Annotated in this window: 14 protein-coding genes; 7 read left to right on the top strand and 7 right to left on the bottom strand. The window is 38.2% G+C overall.

Translation table 11 applies throughout. The annotated features are described in order from the left end of the window. Positions 1–10: 10 nt before the first annotated feature. Positions 11–2,467, bottom strand: coding sequence for an endopeptidase La (gene lon / locus RYH73_RS12880; protein WP_335313843.1), 2,457 nt, complete (start codon positions 2,465–2,467; stop codon positions 11–13). A gap of 370 nt (positions 2,468–2,837) precedes the next feature. Between lon and RYH73_RS12875 the strand changes: the two genes are divergently transcribed. Then, positions 2,838–3,509, top strand: coding sequence for a tetratricopeptide repeat protein (locus RYH73_RS12875; RefSeq protein ID WP_335313842.1), 672 nt, complete (start codon positions 2,838–2,840; stop codon positions 3,507–3,509). Between the two features lie 75 nt (positions 3,510–3,584). Here RYH73_RS12875 and RYH73_RS12870 read toward each other — a convergent pair whose 3' ends face one another. Further along, the gene (locus tag RYH73_RS12870) at positions 3,585–4,127 is read right to left on the bottom strand and encodes a hypothetical protein (RefSeq protein WP_335313841.1); all 543 of its coding nucleotides are present in this window, start codon (positions 4,125–4,127) and stop codon (positions 3,585–3,587) included. A 115-nt stretch (positions 4,128–4,242) separates the two neighbouring features. Continuing rightward, positions 4,243–5,763, bottom strand: a complete 1,521-nt coding sequence (gpmI, locus tag RYH73_RS12865) for a 2,3-bisphosphoglycerate-independent phosphoglycerate mutase (protein ID WP_335313840.1) — start codon at positions 5,761–5,763, stop codon at positions 4,243–4,245. A 219-nt stretch (positions 5,764–5,982) separates the two neighbouring features. Between gpmI and RYH73_RS26680 the strand changes: the two genes are divergently transcribed. The 4 genes from RYH73_RS26680 (at position 5,983) to RYH73_RS12850 (ending at position 8,916) form a co-directional block, all read left to right on the top strand. Beyond that, on the top strand, positions 5,983–6,387 hold the full coding sequence (locus tag RYH73_RS26680) for a DUF4783 domain-containing protein (protein ID WP_442946077.1): 405 nt from the start codon (positions 5,983–5,985) through the stop codon (positions 6,385–6,387). Positions 6,388–6,497: 110 nt separating this feature from the next. Next, positions 6,498–7,358 carry a carboxylating nicotinate-nucleotide diphosphorylase gene (gene nadC / locus RYH73_RS12860; RefSeq protein ID WP_335314116.1) on the top strand — a complete coding sequence of 287 codons (861 nt, stop codon included), beginning with the start codon at positions 6,498–6,500 and terminating at the stop codon, positions 7,356–7,358. A 51-nt stretch (positions 7,359–7,409) separates the two neighbouring features. Continuing rightward, positions 7,410–8,057 (top strand): glycerol-3-phosphate 1-O-acyltransferase PlsY, encoded by a 648-nt coding sequence (plsY, locus tag RYH73_RS12855; RefSeq protein ID WP_335313839.1) that lies wholly within the window; start codon positions 7,410–7,412, stop codon positions 8,055–8,057. 52 nt (positions 8,058–8,109) lie between these two features. Continuing rightward, the gene (locus RYH73_RS12850; protein ID WP_335313838.1) at positions 8,110–8,916 is read left to right on the top strand and encodes a M48 family metallopeptidase; all 807 of its coding nucleotides are present in this window, start codon (positions 8,110–8,112) and stop codon (positions 8,914–8,916) included. 86 nt (positions 8,917–9,002) lie between these two features. On the opposite strand, the gene RYH73_RS12845 is transcribed toward RYH73_RS12850, so the two are convergent. The 4 genes from RYH73_RS12845 to RYH73_RS12830 form a co-directional block, all read right to left on the bottom strand. Further along, a complete protein-coding gene (locus RYH73_RS12845) occupies positions 9,003–10,310 on the bottom strand; it encodes an anthranilate synthase component I family protein (RefSeq protein ID WP_335313837.1) in 1,308 nt (435 codons plus the stop codon). Between the two features lie 6 nt (positions 10,311–10,316). Beyond that, a complete protein-coding gene (locus RYH73_RS12840) occupies positions 10,317–11,591 on the bottom strand; it encodes an adenylosuccinate synthase (RefSeq protein WP_335314115.1) in 1,275 nt (424 codons plus the stop codon). 183 nt (positions 11,592–11,774) lie between these two features. Beyond that, entirely contained in the window at positions 11,775–12,275 is a 501-nt protein-coding gene (locus RYH73_RS12835; RefSeq protein ID WP_335313836.1) for a Fur family transcriptional regulator, read from the bottom strand. A gap of 174 nt (positions 12,276–12,449) precedes the next feature. Next, positions 12,450–14,663: a RelA/SpoT family protein gene (locus RYH73_RS12830; protein ID WP_335313835.1), complete on the bottom strand. Its 2,214-nt coding sequence runs from the start codon at positions 14,661–14,663 to the stop codon at positions 12,450–12,452. Between the two features lie 151 nt (positions 14,664–14,814). On the opposite strand from RYH73_RS12830, the gene RYH73_RS12825 reads away from it, so the two are divergent. Both RYH73_RS12825 and RYH73_RS12820 read left to right on the top strand, forming a co-directional pair. Continuing rightward, complete coding sequence (locus RYH73_RS12825; RefSeq protein WP_335313834.1) at positions 14,815–15,453, top strand: DUF4294 domain-containing protein; 639 nt, start codon at positions 14,815–14,817, stop codon at positions 15,451–15,453. Beyond that, the gene (locus RYH73_RS12820; protein ID WP_335313833.1) at positions 15,453–15,938 is read left to right on the top strand and encodes a glutathione peroxidase; all 486 of its coding nucleotides are present in this window, start codon (positions 15,453–15,455) and stop codon (positions 15,936–15,938) included. The genes RYH73_RS12825 and RYH73_RS12820 overlap by 1 nt, the downstream gene beginning before the upstream one ends. Positions 15,939–15,963 lie beyond the last annotated feature (25 nt).

Raw genomic sequence — 15,963 nt, 5'->3', positions numbered from 1 at the left:
TTGAATTTTCTTATCTATTAATACTGAAGTCCAAAGGTTTTTTTACTTTCTCTTTCAAGAGCGCGAGATCTACCACTTCCTTCATTTCATTAACATAATGAAAGTTCAAGTCTTTTATATAATCTTCTTTAATTTCTAAAATATCCTTCCTATTAGATTTGCAGAGTATGATATCCTTAATATTTGCTCTTTTCGCCGCTAGTATTTTTTCTTTAATACCACCAACAGGTAATACCTTTCCACGTAGTGTAATTTCGCCGGTCATGGCTAAATTAGCGCGCACTTTTCGTTGTGTAAAGGAAGAAGCTAACGCGGTAAGCATGGTTATACCAGCAGAGGGGCCATCTTTAGGAGTTGCTCCTGCAGGTACGTGAATATGTACATCCCATTTATCAAATAGCTCAAAGTCTATGTTAAAATCGGCCGCATGAGCTCGGAGATAAGCCATCGCAATGCCTGCCGACTCCTTCATTACATCACCAAGGTTTCCTGTTAGTGTAAGTTTTCCTTTGCCGGGGCTCAGGCTGGATTCAATAAACAGAATATCACCGCCTACTTGTGTCCACGCTAGACCTGTTACTACGCCGGCTACATCGTTACTTTCATATAAGTCTTTGTCATAAATCGGAGCACCTAAAATATCTACCACCTCTTGCTGACTGATGCTTGGGCCTATCGGAGTTTCCATCACGATATTGGTTGCCACTCCTCGAACCAAAGCACCTATTTTTTTCTCAAGGCCGCGCACCCCCGATTCACGGGTATATTCATCTATTACTTTCTCAATTACGGTATTCTTCAGCGAGATATCTTTTGCCGTAAGACCATGCTGTTCTCGCTGTTTAGGTAAGAGGTGTTTTTTTGCTATCTCGATTTTTTCTTCAATGGTGTAACCGTTAACTTCAATAATTTCCATTCGATCTAACAATGCAGGTTGAATGGTACTCAATGAATTAGCGGTCGCAATAAACATGACATTGGAGAGGTTAAAATCCATCTCAACATAGTGGTCATAGAAAGCGCTGTTCTGTTCCGGATCCAATACTTCCAGGAGAGCAGAAGACGGATCTCCCCGAAAATCATTTCCGACTTTATCTATTTCATCTAAGACAAAAACAGGATTGGACGTAGCCGCTTTTTTTAACGACTGGATAACTCTTCCAGGCATTGCCCCGATATACGTTTTTCTATGTCCTCGAATTTCCGCTTCATCTCGAACACCCCCTAAAGCCATTCTAACATACTTTCGATTCAGCGCTTTAGCAATAGATTTTCCCAATGAGGTTTTACCTACACCCGGAGGGCCTACCAGGCACAAAATTGGGGCTTTCATGTCTCGTTTCAATTTCAAGACTGCCAGGTATTCAATAATACGCCTTTTTACTTTCTCTAATCCGTAATGATCTTTGTCTAGAATCTTTTCAGCACGTTTTAAATCGAAATTGTCTTTGCTGAACTCATTCCAGGGTAAATCGATGAGCAGCTCCAGATAGTTAAGCTGTACCGAATAATCAGCGGCCGCCGGATTTATTCTACTTAATTTGTCTAACTCTTTTCTGAAATGAACGGCTATTTCTTTACTCCATTTTTTTTCTAAGGATTTTTTCCGTAATTCTTCAATTTCCAGATCAGGAGTAGAGCCGCCCAGCTCTTCTTGAATAGTCTTCAATTGCTGATTCAAAAAGTAATCACGTTGTTGTTTATCCAGGTCGACGCGAACCTTATTTTGAATCTGATTTTTTAGCTCTAGTAATTGTAATTCGGCAGTAAGCTGTTCAAGTACTTTATTCGCCCGCTCCTTTACATTCTTCATTTCGAGAAGCTGCTGCTTTAAGGTTAAATCAGCGTTCATATTAGAAGAGATGAAATTGATCAAAAAAGACGAGCTCTCAATATTTTTAATAGCAATGCCTGTTTCGCTCGGTATGTTAGGGGAGATATTAATGATTTGTAACGCTAATTCTTTGATGGACGAAATAAGTGCATTGAATTCTTTCTCTTTCTTCGCTTTTTCTTCTACAAAACGTTCGATAGTGGCCTTTATATACGGTTCCGATTGAATCTCTTCCTTTAATTTAAAACGTTGTTTGCCCTGAATGATTACCGTTGTGTTTCCGTCAGGCATTTGCAACATTTTTATGATCATTGCAACGGTTCCTACGGTATGCAATTGGTCAAAAGTTGGGTCTTCAATTGACATATCGCGCTGTGCAACCACACCAATGGCACGATCACCTTTGTAAGCCTCTTTTATCAATTTAATAGATTTATCGCGACCAACAGTGATTGGTATAACGACTCCTGGAAACAACACCGTGTTTCTTAACGGTAATATGGATAGAGCTTCGGGTAATTCCTCACTGCTCATATCGTCCTCATCTTGCTGCGTAAATAGTGGAAAAAATTCCGTGTCCTCATTTATGATTGGTAATGCTTGGTTGAAATCAAATAGATCAAACTTGCTCATTTGTATGTTTTAATGTTTATGTTGTAACAGGTTTGGGTCAAAATGACAGTCTGCCTGCTTATTTTATGCTGTAAACAACTGAATAGGTATTGTCGCAAGCGCTATGCCAAGATCTATTTGTGTTGTCTTTTTTACCATTTGTGTCATATTTTCAGGTCATACCGAAGGATTACCTATAAACATACAATGATACTACAATAAAAATTAAAAGCCTGTAAATGAATAATATTTAATGTGATACAATAAAATACACAATTTTTAGTTTATTTTTGTGTCGAAATGGCAATTAGATTGCTATCTTTAGAGTAGAGATAAACCTTTCGGCTTAGCAGCATGATGTAAGCCCTCAAGGAATAAAAGAAATTAATTAATGAACATTAGACGCTATCAATTTATGAATTTTGGTAAATCAATGAAACAATTGGTGTTACTGGGAGTTTTTATTTTTTCCGTAGGTGCCGTTGCCGCACAGTCGCAATCTTCATCCAGTAATCCCTACGTGCGTTTGGGAAATAAAGCGATAATGGATGGAGACTTTAAAGCAGCGGTAAACGCTTTGGAAAAAGTAAAAAATCCAGATACGCTTGTGACGTACATGTTGGGATATTCACAGATCAGATGTGCTGATTACAATAAGGCCATTAATTCTTTTACAAAACTTCTTGATCAAAGTCCGAATAATTTTTCAGCTTATTATTGGAGAGGTAAAGCACGAAATACACTTGCTGTTCAAAGCGAAAGCAAATTAAGTGAAGCTGATCGCAGTAAGATGTTGCAGGCAAGTATCGACGACTTTAGCAATGCGATCAAGCTTAATCCAGATGATTTATCCTATTATCAAAGCAGGGGAATGGCTTATCGAGATCTGGGTATTTTACAAGGCACTAACTCTACTGCTGTTTATGATAAAGGTCAAGCTACAGAGGCTTATCAGAAAAGTATAGACGACTTACAGCACGTGTTAAGTGCCAATTCGAAAAGAGAGGATTTGGCGAAAGAAATTAAGAAAGTAAAGATTTACAAGAGTAACTTATCTAAGTAAATTTTATTTAACAATAGTAGTTTTTTTACTAAAAGGGCCCTTAACAACATTGTTAAGGGCCCTTTTTATGAATAGCTATAAAATTTTTCCGATAATGGTATATTGATTCTGTCCTATTATCCGAATAGATTGTTCTTTTGCTATTTGATACAGTGAGTCCGGATAATAATCGAGTTGCTCAATTGATTCGTATAACCAATTTTTTTCGCCATTGAGGATATGAATATGTTTAATAATACCATTTCGATTCTTGTAAATGGTTATTTCTTTTGTGCGAAGGCGCGAACTTTTTGCACGATAATTTAACTTTTCGTCTGTCGAGTCGATCCGATAACTTTGTCGCCAATCCGATTTATTGATATCTGAAGAAGAGAACAATTCAAATTCCTTTTGCCAGTTGTCTAATTTTAGTTTCTTCTGTTCCGTTTCCATGTTTTTACCTACTGTTTTGAGAATCATTGGATTCTTTCTCTGTAAGAGAATGGCTTGCTGCCTAAAATAAGAAGCTAAATCAAAATAGGAAGGTTGGTCAATCTTCGTTGTATCATTATTCGTAGAACAAGAAACACTTGTAAAGAATGAGAAGAAAAGTAAAATAATGGAAGGAAAATATTTCATGGAAAAATAATGCCTAGAATTGCTCCTAGGGGGAACAACATTTTTGTAAATGAGCGCGCAGATGGAATTATTTTAGCCCTTTATTCCATCTGCACGGTTTTAGCTACGTTGCAAATTAAGCGACGAGTATTTCACCTGTCATTTTTTGAGGAACAGAAATATTTAAAAGTGTAAGGATTGTTGGAGCGATATCTCCTAGCTTACCGTCTTTTATCTGTTTGTAATCTTTATCAATTAAAATACATGGTACTAAGTTAGTTGTATGCGCAGTGTTAGGTGATCCATCTTCATTTACCATATACTCTGAATTTCCGTGATCAGCTATGATAATAAAAGAATAGCCTTCTTCCAAACCTTTCTCTACCACTTGTTTAGTACAGCTGTCTACCGTTTCAACGGCCTTTATCACGGCATTAAAAACGCCTGTGTGACCTACCATATCAGGGTTTGCAAAATTCAGACAAACGAAATCAGGATGATTAGCTTCCATTTCTTTACAAATAGCATCGGCAATACCCTGTGCACTCATTTCGGGTTGCAAATCGTAAGTTGCAACTTTAGGAGAAGGGATTAATATTCTTGATTCGCCGACAAATTCGGTTTCTCTACCACCTGAAAAGAAAAAGGTTACATGTGGGTATTTTTCGGTTTCGGCGATACGCACTTGTGTTTTACCATTTTTTTCTAATACTTCTCCCAGTGTTTCAGTAATGTCGTCTTTTTGGAAAATTACTTCTACATTTTTAAACGTTTCATCATAGGACGTCATCGTGATATACTTCAAGTTCAAAGGCGTCATATTGTATTCAGGAAAAGCCTTTTGCGTTAAAGCAATCGTGATTTCCCGGCCCCTGTCTGTACGGAAATTAACGCAAATAACCACATCACCATCTTGAATAGTTGCCAGCGGTTTGCCCTTTTCATCAACTTTAACAATTGGTTTTACAAATTCATCTGTAATACCGTCTGCGTAAGAATTGCGGATGGCGTCAACTAAATTCTCACTTGCAGTTCCTTGGCCATGAACCAAGAGGTTATAAGCTTCTTTTACCCTTTCCCAGCGATTGTCCCTATCCATTGCGTAATAGCGGCCGATTGCTGAGGCGAGCTTTACTTGTCCATCCGCTAAATATTGCTCCAAATCCGAGATATAGTTTACACCAGAATGTGGGTCAGTATCTCTGCCATCTAAGAAAGCATGAATAAAAACGTTATCCGTTAAGCCGGCTGTTTTTGCAGCATCACATAAACCACGAAGATGTTTGGTATGGGCATGAACACCTCCATCCGAAACTAGGCCAATAAAATGTACCGCCTTGCCCTTAGTTCTGGCATAGACGAAGGCTTGTTGGAGCAAGCTGTTTTGATTTAGTTCGCCATCTTCTACCGCTTTATGAATACGGCCCAGCTCCTGATATACAATGCGACCGGCACCTAAGTTCATATGCCCCACTTCAGAATTTCCCATCTGTCCTGCCGGCAAACCAACGGATTCACCGGATGCTTCCAGTTTTGAATGAGGATAAGTAGTTAATAAATGATCTAAAAAAGGTGTATTGGCTGCTTTTACCGCATTGGAATCATCATTCTTGCCATAGCCAAGTCCGTCAAGAATTATGAGCATTGCTTTCTTCATTTTTAATATTCTTTATTATTTTCTCTTTACACAAACCTAATACAAAAAATGATCCTTTGCTCAATTTTTTTAAAATATTGACGAATAGGTATACAAGAGCAACCAAAATAGACAAAATGGCATACTTTTGGCTGCAATATGGAGCAGAAAGTATTCGTGCTAGAAAATGTACATAGTTGCAAATATTAAAGTAATTGAGCTAAATTCTTATCTGTCGGGATGATGAAAAGTGCGTGTATTATATTGCTTCTTTTTTTTACTAACCTAAAATCTCATGTCGTTTATTCTCGTATAGACGATTTGATTGATAATATTACGAATTGTTTTAGAACGGGTAATAGCAAAGAGTTGTCATTTTACCTGTCTAGCACGGTGAGCCTCTCTTTATTAGAAGAAAGCAATACATATTCAAAAAATCAGGCAGAAATATTACTTCACAATTTTTTTGACCGATATGCGTTTAGAAGTGGAAAAATTCTTCATAGAATGGAAACGAATGCTAGTAACCGCTATGCTGTTATCGAACTAAATTCCGCTACACAAAAATTTAGAGTTTCTTTGTCTCTCAAGAATTTCAATTCGAAATTTTTAATCACTGACATACGGATTGACGAGGTGAAATAAAGTAAGAATCAATCCGTAAATAAGCGCCGATCATGGAGACGTTGGTAGAAGCACGTTATCAAGCTTTTCTATTCACAAAATTTTCATTAGGTTTGGAGCCGATTTATGATATGAGCACAATAAATAAGAAACAACTAAATAGCTTTATACAACAAGCGCTGCAGGAAGATGTAGGGGATGGTGATCATACTTCACTGTCGACTATTCCGTCGGAGAAGCGAGGAGTAGCCAGGCTAATAATTAAGGAAGACGGAATTCTAGCAGGGGTAGAAATCGCTGTCGATATTTTCGAAGCAGTTGATTCTTCATTGGAAGTAACCGTTCAGCGGACAGATGGTGAAGAAGTTGTCATCGGTGATGTTGTCTTATTGGTTGAAGGAAGTATACATTCCATTTTAGTGGCAGAACGTTTAGTACTTAATGTCATGCAACGGATGAGTGGCATTGCAACCACCACTCGTAAGGTTGTGAAGTTACTGGAGGGGACACAAACAAAAGTGCTTGATACGCGGAAAACGACTCCAGGCCTGCGATTTTTGGAAAAAGAAGCGGTACGTATTGGGGGAGGGGTCAATCATCGTTTTGGTTTATACGATATGATCCTGATTAAAGATAACCATGTAGATTACGCAGGTGGAATTACCGCTGCCCTATTGGCGGCAAATACGTATAGAGAATCATTAAAAAAGGCAATCCAAATAGAAATTGAAGTGAGGAATTTAGCAGAGCTTCAGTCAGTTCTTGATTTTGGACACGTTGACAGGATTCTGCTGGATAATTTTGACTTCGAAACATTAAAATTAGCGGTACAGCTGGTAAACGGAAAATTTATAACAGAGGCTTCGGGAGGGATCACCCTTGAAAATGCGAAACAATTTGCAGATTGTGGCGTTAACTATATTTCTATGGGCGCCTTAACCCATTCCGTTAAGAGCCTTGATATGAGTTTGAAAGCTCAAATTGTTAACTAAAGTTAAGATTTTTTACTAATAAGATTCTCCTTTTTAGTATCATTGTACCCGATGACATCAATTAATGCCATTATTGCACTTTTGGTTGCCTACCTTTTTGGATCCATACCTACAGCCGTTTGGCTCGGACAATCTTTTTATGGTGTAGATGTAAGAGAATACGGTAGCGGGAATGCAGGAGCTACCAACACATTTCGCGTTCTTGGCGCTAAGGCCGGTGTTGCTGTCATGATCATTGATATTTTAAAGGGGTGGACAGCAACCAATCTCGCTTATTTTATTGGCGTTTCCATTACCGGACCTACGAGTTCTGTACTTTTTATCAATTATCAGCTTGCATTGGGGGTAATTGCGGTAATGGGGCACTTATTTCCTCTTTTTGCTGGTTTTAGAGGAGGGAAAGGTGTTGCAACGCTCTGTGGAATGGTGTTGGCAGTTCATTTGCAAGCGGCCTTGTTATGTGTAGGTGTTTTTGTTTGCATATTGGTACTTACCAGGTATGTTTCATTAGGGTCTATTCTAGCAGGTTTTACTTTTCCTTTTAGCATTGTTTTTGTTTTTCAAACGCCTTATAAGTCCTTGTTATTGTATGGAATGTGTATCTGTGCACTTATACTTGTTACGCATCAGAAGAATATTGAACGGCTGCTAAAAGGCAAGGAATCAAAAATTACGCTCTTCAAAAAGAAGAGTACTTGAGACTATTAATCGGCACAACAATTGCTGTGTCTTTTTAAATATAATTATCATTATGAATTGGAATAAAACTAAATTATTTGGTTCATTACTTCTACTCGTCTTTTTTGCTGCATGCTCTACTGTTCCGTTAACCGGTCGAAAGCAATTAAGTTTGGTAGATGATAAGACGATGCAACAACAGGCGACGCTTGCGTATCGTGAACTTTTAAGTGATCCTAAAACCAAAGTGATAAAAGGAACCGCTAATGCACAAATGGTTCAGAATGTCGGTCGTAAAATAGCGCGGGCTGTGGAATCTTACCTGCAACAACAAGGGTATGCGAATCAATACCAATTTAGCTGGGAATTTAACTTAATAGATGATAAGCAAGTAAATGCTTGGTGTATGCCAGGTGGAAAGGTAGCTGTGTATACAGGTATTTTACCAGTAACGGGGGATGAAGCTGGTTTAGCAACGGTTATGGGGCATGAAATTGCACATGCGATTGCTAGACATTCCTCTGAACGTGCTTCTAATGTGATGGCTGCACAGGGCATCGGTGTGGGAGTTGGATTAGCGACGTCTAATAAGTCACAATTAACGCAGGTTTTTGTTAATCAATTATATGGTGTAGGAAGCCAGGTAGCATTGTTGAAATATTCTCGGAATCAAGAAAGTGAAGCGGACCGAATGGGGTTGACTTTTATGGCAATGGCAGGATATAATCCCAATGAAGCAACTTCCTTTTGGCAACGAATGGCAAGTAGAGCAGGTGGACAAAAGCCTCCTGAATTTTTAAGTACGCACCCCAGTGATCAAAGGCGTATTGCTGATATCCAAAAACTAATACCGGAAGCCATGCGGTATTATAAGAAGTAATCCGATTTTTTATATTAGTTATCGCAGGATTTAACCGGTTTTAGCAGGATGTTACTATAAGCAAAGAAAGGCTATTTAAGGTATTTCTATTTATGACCTTCCTGAGAGCTTAAATGTTGATGTCCTAACAATTCTAATATTGCTTGCGCCTTTAGCAGACATTCCTGGTATTCTCTTAAGGCGTCGGCTTCAGCAGTTATTGCCCCACCAACATGAAAGGAAAGTCTTTTTTTCGTTTCGTTGTATAAAATAGAGCGAATGACAACATTGAAATCATAATCGCCATCGGGTGAAAAGTAGCCTATACTACCTGCGTATACTCCTCTTCGGCTTGATTCATATTTGTCAATCAACTGCATTGCGCTAAGCTTTGGAGCGCCTGTCATCGAGCCTGCGGGAAATGTGTTTTTGATACTTTGTGTGTTTTCTAATTTTTCTTTTTCCGTTGCTGTTATGGTAGAAATAAGTTGGTGTAGGTGTTTGAAACTATAGAGACCCATCAGTTCCTCTACATTAACAGATGCAGGTTCCGCACTTCGGGTTAAGTCATTTCGTACTAAATCAACGATCATGATGTTTTCGCTGATTTCTTTTTTATCCGTTTTAAGTTTTTTTATTAGCACCGTGTCTTCTTCTTTTGTTTTCCCTCTAGGAGCAGTTCCTTTGATAGGTTGCGATATGAGTAAACGATTTCTTTTTGCCAAAAACCTCTCCGGTGAAGCCGATATAAGGTGATGCTCCTTGGTTTTAAAATAAGCCGAGAAAGGTGTTGGTGACAGCTCTGTTAATCTATAATAAGCCTCTAAAGGTGAAAAAATGACATCTTCTGCAAAAAACTCTTGACAAAGGTTCACTTCATAAATGTCTCCTTGGTGAATATGTTTCTGTAATTTATTGAATGCATCCACATAATTTTCCTGAGACATTTTTGTTTGTATACTCCCCCTAAAAACAAAGGACTGTCGGCAAAATGATATACTTGCAATATGATCATAAAGCTTAGCAGGGTTATCGCTTTGGATTGTAACCTTATCGTCTTTTATACATATTACGTGTTTCGGGACGAAGAAATAGATGCTAGGTGTTCCTTGTTCATTTGGATGAGCCGTATGCAATGATTCTATTTCATTTTTTAGATCATAGGCTAAAAATCCGGTAATCCATCGCTTAGGATATTTTTTAAGGAATATTTGTAATGTTTGAAAATTATTTCCTGGATTTTCTGTAAATTCATCTAATATGTCTGCTACAATCAGGGTGTCAAATTTACGGTAGCGATCGTGGTTTTGGCGCTGACTAACCAAACTACAGGTGGTATTAAACAAAGAAGCCCATTGTAGGGCTTTCTTTGTAAAACTAATAGGATCATTAATTTGATATTCAGCAGATAGCATACCGGTTTAATCCAAAATAAGGGTTTGAGTTCTATCAGGACCTACCGATAAATATTTGATTTTAACAGCTAATTGTTTTTCCAAATATTGAATATATTCTTTTAAAGCCTTAGGTATTTGATCGACCGAAGTAATACCCGTGATGTCCTCATTCCAACCTTTAACGGTTTCATAGACAGGTTCCGGTTTTAGGGTATTGATGTCATAAGGCATGTAATCGATCTTTTCTCCATTATGGATATAATGTGTACATACATTTACTTCTTCAAATCCACTCAAGACATCTGCCTTGGTCATGACCAATTCGGTCACACCGTTCAATTGAATTGCATAGCGTAAAGCAGGAAGATCAATCCAACCTGTTCGACGAGATCGACCTGTTGTGGCGCCGAACTCATGTCCAATTTGGCGCAATTTTTCACCGGTTTCGTTTTCTAACTCCGTTGGGAAAGGACCGCCACCGACTCGCGTACAATAGGCCTTGAAAATCCCGATAACTTCACCAATACTTCTAGGAGCAACTCCTAAACCGGTACACGCTCCTGCTGTTGTTGTATTAGAAGAAGTAACAAAAGGATAGGAACCAAAGTCGATATCTAACAATGTTCCTTGGGCGCCTTCTGCCAGCACTGTTTTACCTTCCTTTAAATAATTATTGACCAATTGGTCACTATCGACATGTGGAATGGCTTTCAAGTATTCAATTGCCTCAAAAAATGCCTGCTCTCTTTCATTAAAATCAGGGATCTCACCGTAATGGGAGAGAATATTTTTGTGCTTTTCTACTAACTTCTGATAGCGTTCTTTAAAATCAGGTAGGGTAGTATCACCGACGCGTATACCGTTACGTCCGGTTTTGTCCATATATGTAGGTCCAATGCCTTTTAAGGTCGATCCGATTTTACCTGCGCCCATTTTGCTTTCAGAAGCGGCATCAAGTAATTGATGTGTAGGAAGTATAAGATGTGCTCTGCGTGCAATGACCAACTTTCCTTCTGCAAGTGGGTCAAATCCGCTTTTTTTTAAGTTTTCAAGTTCTCTTTTGAGAATAATAGGGTCGATAACAACCCCGTTACCTATCAAGTTTAAGGTGTTTTTATTGAATATGCCGGAAGGAATGGTGTTTAATACATATTTTTGTCCGTCAAATTCCAGTGTATGCCCAGCATTTGGACCGCCTTGAAAACGGGCAATTAAATCATACTGTGGCGTAAGGACGTCCACAATTTTACCCTTACCTTCATCGCCCCATTGTAGGCCCAAAAGCACATCGACTTTCATCATGATTTGTTGTTGTATGTCTTTTTATTAATAATTATAGGTGATAACAAAAAAAAGAGATGCTCAAAAAGAGTGTTACCATTGAACTAATAAAAAAAACTATTAGCTCACTTTTTTGATAACAGATAGCAATTGTAATGCTTCTTTTTGAACACCTCGAAATATCGTATTATACAGTGCATTTTAAACGGAAACAACCTCTTTATTTCGGTTTTGATTTGCTTCTGTTTTAGGACAGTTTTCATTACACTCATTACAAACCCCATATAGATTTAATGAATGATGCTTGATGTCAAATTTCAACAGCTCTCCCATCATGCTTTGTATCTGATGAATTCTGGGATCGCAAAACTCGACCACCTTACCACATTCTATGCAAATAATGTGATCATGTTGCTTATATCCATATGATTTTTCAAATTGCGCCATGTTCTTTCCGAACTGGTGTTTCGTCACCAAATCACAGGATACTAAGAGTTCCAATGTATTGTAAACAGTGGCCCTACTTACGCGGTATTTTTTGTTTTTCATGTGGATATACAAGGATTCCACATCAAAATGGTCGTTTCTTGAGTATATCTCTTCCAAGATGGCAAAGCGCTCAGGAGTTTTGCGCAAGCTTTTATTTTCGAGATAAGCCTCAAAAATCTTCCTGACCATACTTGTTGTTTCTGCTGTAGACATAATAATCCTTAATTATGTACAAACTTAGCTAAATTGCTCCTTATATGCAAATAACCAAAAAGTATATAGAAACTTATCCATTATCCTTGACATTCAGTTTATAAAGCTCGTTGCTCGTTACCCGTTATTGATTATCCGTTGTCGGTTTTTGTTCCATTGTTCAGCCTGTAATTTCTATCCTTCGGAGTCAAATCGAGTAATTCCGGTTATACCCTTAATTTGTTTTAATTTTTTTATCAGGCTATCCAAATGTTCCGTATTATTCACATAAACCATGATAGAGCCCTCAAAAATACCTTGATTGCTCGTAATCGTAATGGAACGAATATTAATTTTAAAATCTTGCGAAATAACGGTTGTGATTCTATTAACCAGACCAACGTCATCAATGCCTACAATACGCAAGCCTGTTAGAAAAGCTAGTTCTTGTTGGGAGGTCCATTTAGCTTTAACAATTCGATATCCATAATTAGCCATTAACTTTGAGGCATTTGGGCAATTAGTACGATGGATTTTAATGCCATCGTTAACCGTTACAAAACCAAATACGTCATCGCCTGGAATGGGATTGCAACAGGCGGAAAGTGTATAGTCAAGCTTCTGAAAATCGTCACCAATTAATAAAGTTTCTTTGTCCTTCTTATCTACCTTTCGGAGTAAACCGTCGACATGTTGCTCGATTTTGGTGCTTGCGCCACTTGAGGTATCGACAGACCTCTCGGCCGTTGCAAACTCTTTTAATTGTTTTAAGTCGATTTCTCCCTTTGCTACTTTATAAAACAGCTCTTGCGTAGATGGTAGCTTTAAGAATGTACTTAATTTATTAAGGTTATCGGTATTATAAGTGATCTTAATCGATTTAAGTTTTCTTTCCAGGATTTCCTTTCCATCTTCCGCAATACGCCGTTTTTCTTCTTTTAGCGCGGACTTTATTTTTGACTTGGCTTTCGCAGTAACTACAAAATTTAGCCAATCTTCCTTGGGTGTTTGTTTATTAGAAGTGATAATTTCTACCTGATCCCCATTGGAAAGTTTATGCGAAAGCGGCACGAGTTTATGGTTCACTTTTGCCCCAATACAGCTGGCACCTAAATCGGAATGTATTTCAAAAGCAAAATCAAGCGCAGTGGCATCTAAAGGAAGTTGAATGAGTGCCCCTTTCGGAGTAAAGATGAATATTTCATCAGAAAAAAGATTCATTTTGAAGTCATCAACAAAATCCAAGGCATTGGATTCCGGATTGCTCAAGATGTCTCTCACTTTCTGTATCCATTGATCTAGCCCACTATCTGAATTTGATTCTTTATATTTCCAGTGTGCGGCAAAGCCTTTTTCGGCTATTTCATTCATTCTTTTCGTACGGATTTGCACTTCGACCCATTGTCCCTTAGGGCCCATTACAGTTGTGTGTAAAGACTCATAGCCATTTGCTTTAGGAGAGGAGATCCAATCGCGTAATCGGTCAGGGTTTGGCCTATATAAATCCGTAACGATGGAATAAGCTTTCCAACATTCTGCCTTTTCCATTTCCTGCGTGGTATCAATAATGACGCGAATGGCAAACAAGTCATATACTTCTTCAAAAGGAATAGACTTTTTGCGCATCTTATTCCAGATAGAATGAATAGATTTAGGGCGGCCAAACACATTGGCTTTAATTCCTTGCTCTGTAAGTATTTCTTTGATAGGGCCAATGAATTCCTGGATATAGCGTTCACGCTCAGCTTTTTTCTCGTTTAATTTTCTTGCGATAAACTTATAAGTGTCCGGGTCCGTATACTTCATCGAAAGATCTTCCAATTCCGATTTGATTGCATATAAGCCTAACCGATGAGCAAGTGGAGCATATAAGTAACTGGTTTCGGAAGCGATTTTCAATTGCTTATCACGTGCCATAAATTCCATTGTTCGCATATTATGCAGACGGTCGGCCAACTTGATAAGAATTACGCGTACATCATCAGCAAGTGTAAGAAGCATTTTTCGGAAGTTCTCTGCTTGGATGGAGCTATTGGGATCGAAAATGCCAGAGATTTTCGTTAAACCATCGATGATTTTAGCAACCTTTTTGCCGAATTTGTTCTCAATTTCGTCTAGCGTAATTTCGGTATCCTCTACCACATCGTGTAACAATGCACACACAATGGAAGTCGTACCCAAACCAATTTCTTCCGCTGCAATTTGAGCAACAGCAATCGGGTGGTAGATATAGGGCTCCCCGGATTTGCGTCGCATATCTTTGTGATTTTCCAGCGCCATATCAAAGGCCCTTCGAATCATTTGTTTATCGCCCTTTTGTAAAGTAGGTTTACAGGCCCGTAATAACGCCCGATACCGCTTTAATATCTCTTTTTTCTCTGCTTCTAAATCTATCACTAATTCCTTCATGGTCCCGAATTTCGTAAATGTCTATATCTATATGCAAACAAATTTTATTTCCTACCTTTGAGATCGTAAATGTCTCAGAAGGTTTAATAAAAATTGTATTAGTCACCAATTTTTATTTAACTTTATTGGAAGTTTAGTAAGAGCTAAATCTATGAAATTTTTACGTTTAATGTTAATTTATTTACTGCTTTTTTTTGGTAGAGAGAGCTTGGCGCAGCAGGTTAACAAAGATAGTTTAGCTAGTACTTCGGACGGTACCTCAAATATCAAGCCAATTATGTTACCCACTACACTTGTTAATGGAGAGCGGATACCGTGGGTCTTGTTGAGAGAGGTGGTCATTACGGATTACAGGGTTTTTAAAACACCGGCAGATAGGGCGCGTTATAACCGTTTAAAATATAATGTTCTAAAAGTACTGCCCTATGCCAAATTTGCAGAAGATCGTTACGATAAATTGCAACGTGATTTAGCTGTTACGCCCAAAAAAAAGGATCAAAAGAGACTTATTAAAGATTGTGAAAAAGAGATTAAAGCCATGTTTAACCGCGAGATAAAAAACATGTCCGTATCTCAGGGGGAAATATTAATAAAACTTATTAATAGACAAACGGGCAATTCCAGTTATGAGCTTGTAAAGGAATTAAGGGGCGGGGTGTCTGCTTTTTTCTATCAGTCTGTGGCGAAGATATTCGGACATAATTTAAAGAACACGTATGATCCTGATGAAGACCGTGAAATAGAAACTATTATCCGGAATTACGCCAACAACAATCGTTACTTTTATTAATGGATAGTATATATCAATTTTGTGCAATGAAGCCCGATGGCTCCGTGGTCGATTTTAACATTTATCAACGTAAGGTTCTGTTAATCGTAAATACGGCCAGTGGCTGTGGTTTCACGCCCCAATATCAACAATTGGAACAGCTCTATCAACGGTACAAGGAACAAGGCTTTGAAGTTCTTGCCTTCCCTTCAAATGATTTCGGAAATCAAGAACGTTTGAATGGTAAAGCACTGCAAGATTATTGTAGTATTGATCAGCGGCTCAGTTTTTCGGTCTATGATCGTGTCAAAGTGAGGGGGGCTGATGCCCATCCGGTATTCAAGTTTCTTGGGGATAAACTTTTAAATGGCCGTGTGAATAGCCGACCGCTTTGGAATTTCCATAAATACCTCATTGATAGAGAAGGTCATGTAGTTGACTATTTTTATAGTTTTACGAAGCCCTTATCAAGACGCTTGGTTCGGAAAATAGAGAAATTTTTGTAAAAACGTGATTAAGTAAAAAGATTCA

Source organism: Olivibacter sp. CPCC 100613, from assembly GCF_036959255.1.
Taxonomy (GTDB): domain Bacteria; phylum Bacteroidota; class Bacteroidia; order Sphingobacteriales; family Sphingobacteriaceae; genus Olivibacter.
This window is presented reverse-complemented; position numbering and strand designations above follow the sequence as displayed.

Bases quoted from the DNA above. Each gene is read 5' to 3' on its own strand.
- lon (WP_335313843.1), bottom strand. From the start codon at position 2,467: ATGAGCAAGTTTGATCTATTTGATTTCAACCAAGCATTACCAATCATA.
- RYH73_RS12875 (WP_335313842.1), top strand. From the start codon at position 2,838: ATGAACATTAGACGCTATCAATTTATGAATTTTGGTAAATCAATGAAA.
- RYH73_RS12870 (WP_335313841.1), bottom strand. From the start codon at position 4,127: ATGAAATATTTTCCTTCCATTATTTTACTTTTCTTCTCATTCTTTACA.
- gpmI (WP_335313840.1), bottom strand. From the start codon at position 5,763: ATGAAGAAAGCAATGCTCATAATTCTTGACGGACTTGGCTATGGCAAG.
- RYH73_RS26680 (WP_442946077.1), top strand. From the start codon at position 5,983: ATGATGAAAAGTGCGTGTATTATATTGCTTCTTTTTTTTACTAACCTA.
- nadC (WP_335314116.1), top strand. From the start codon at position 6,498: ATGAGCACAATAAATAAGAAACAACTAAATAGCTTTATACAACAAGCG.
- plsY (WP_335313839.1), top strand. From the start codon at position 7,410: ATGACATCAATTAATGCCATTATTGCACTTTTGGTTGCCTACCTTTTT.
- RYH73_RS12850 (WP_335313838.1), top strand. From the start codon at position 8,110: ATGAATTGGAATAAAACTAAATTATTTGGTTCATTACTTCTACTCGTC.
- RYH73_RS12845 (WP_335313837.1), bottom strand. From the start codon at position 10,310: ATGCTATCTGCTGAATATCAAATTAATGATCCTATTAGTTTTACAAAG.
- RYH73_RS12840 (WP_335314115.1), bottom strand. From the start codon at position 11,591: ATGAAAGTCGATGTGCTTTTGGGCCTACAATGGGGCGATGAAGGTAAG.
- RYH73_RS12835 (WP_335313836.1), bottom strand. From the start codon at position 12,275: ATGTCTACAGCAGAAACAACAAGTATGGTCAGGAAGATTTTTGAGGCT.
- RYH73_RS12830 (WP_335313835.1), bottom strand. From the start codon at position 14,663: ATGAAGGAATTAGTGATAGATTTAGAAGCAGAGAAAAAAGAGATATTA.
- RYH73_RS12825 (WP_335313834.1), top strand. From the start codon at position 14,815: ATGAAATTTTTACGTTTAATGTTAATTTATTTACTGCTTTTTTTTGGT.
- RYH73_RS12820 (WP_335313833.1), top strand. From the start codon at position 15,453: ATGGATAGTATATATCAATTTTGTGCAATGAAGCCCGATGGCTCCGTG.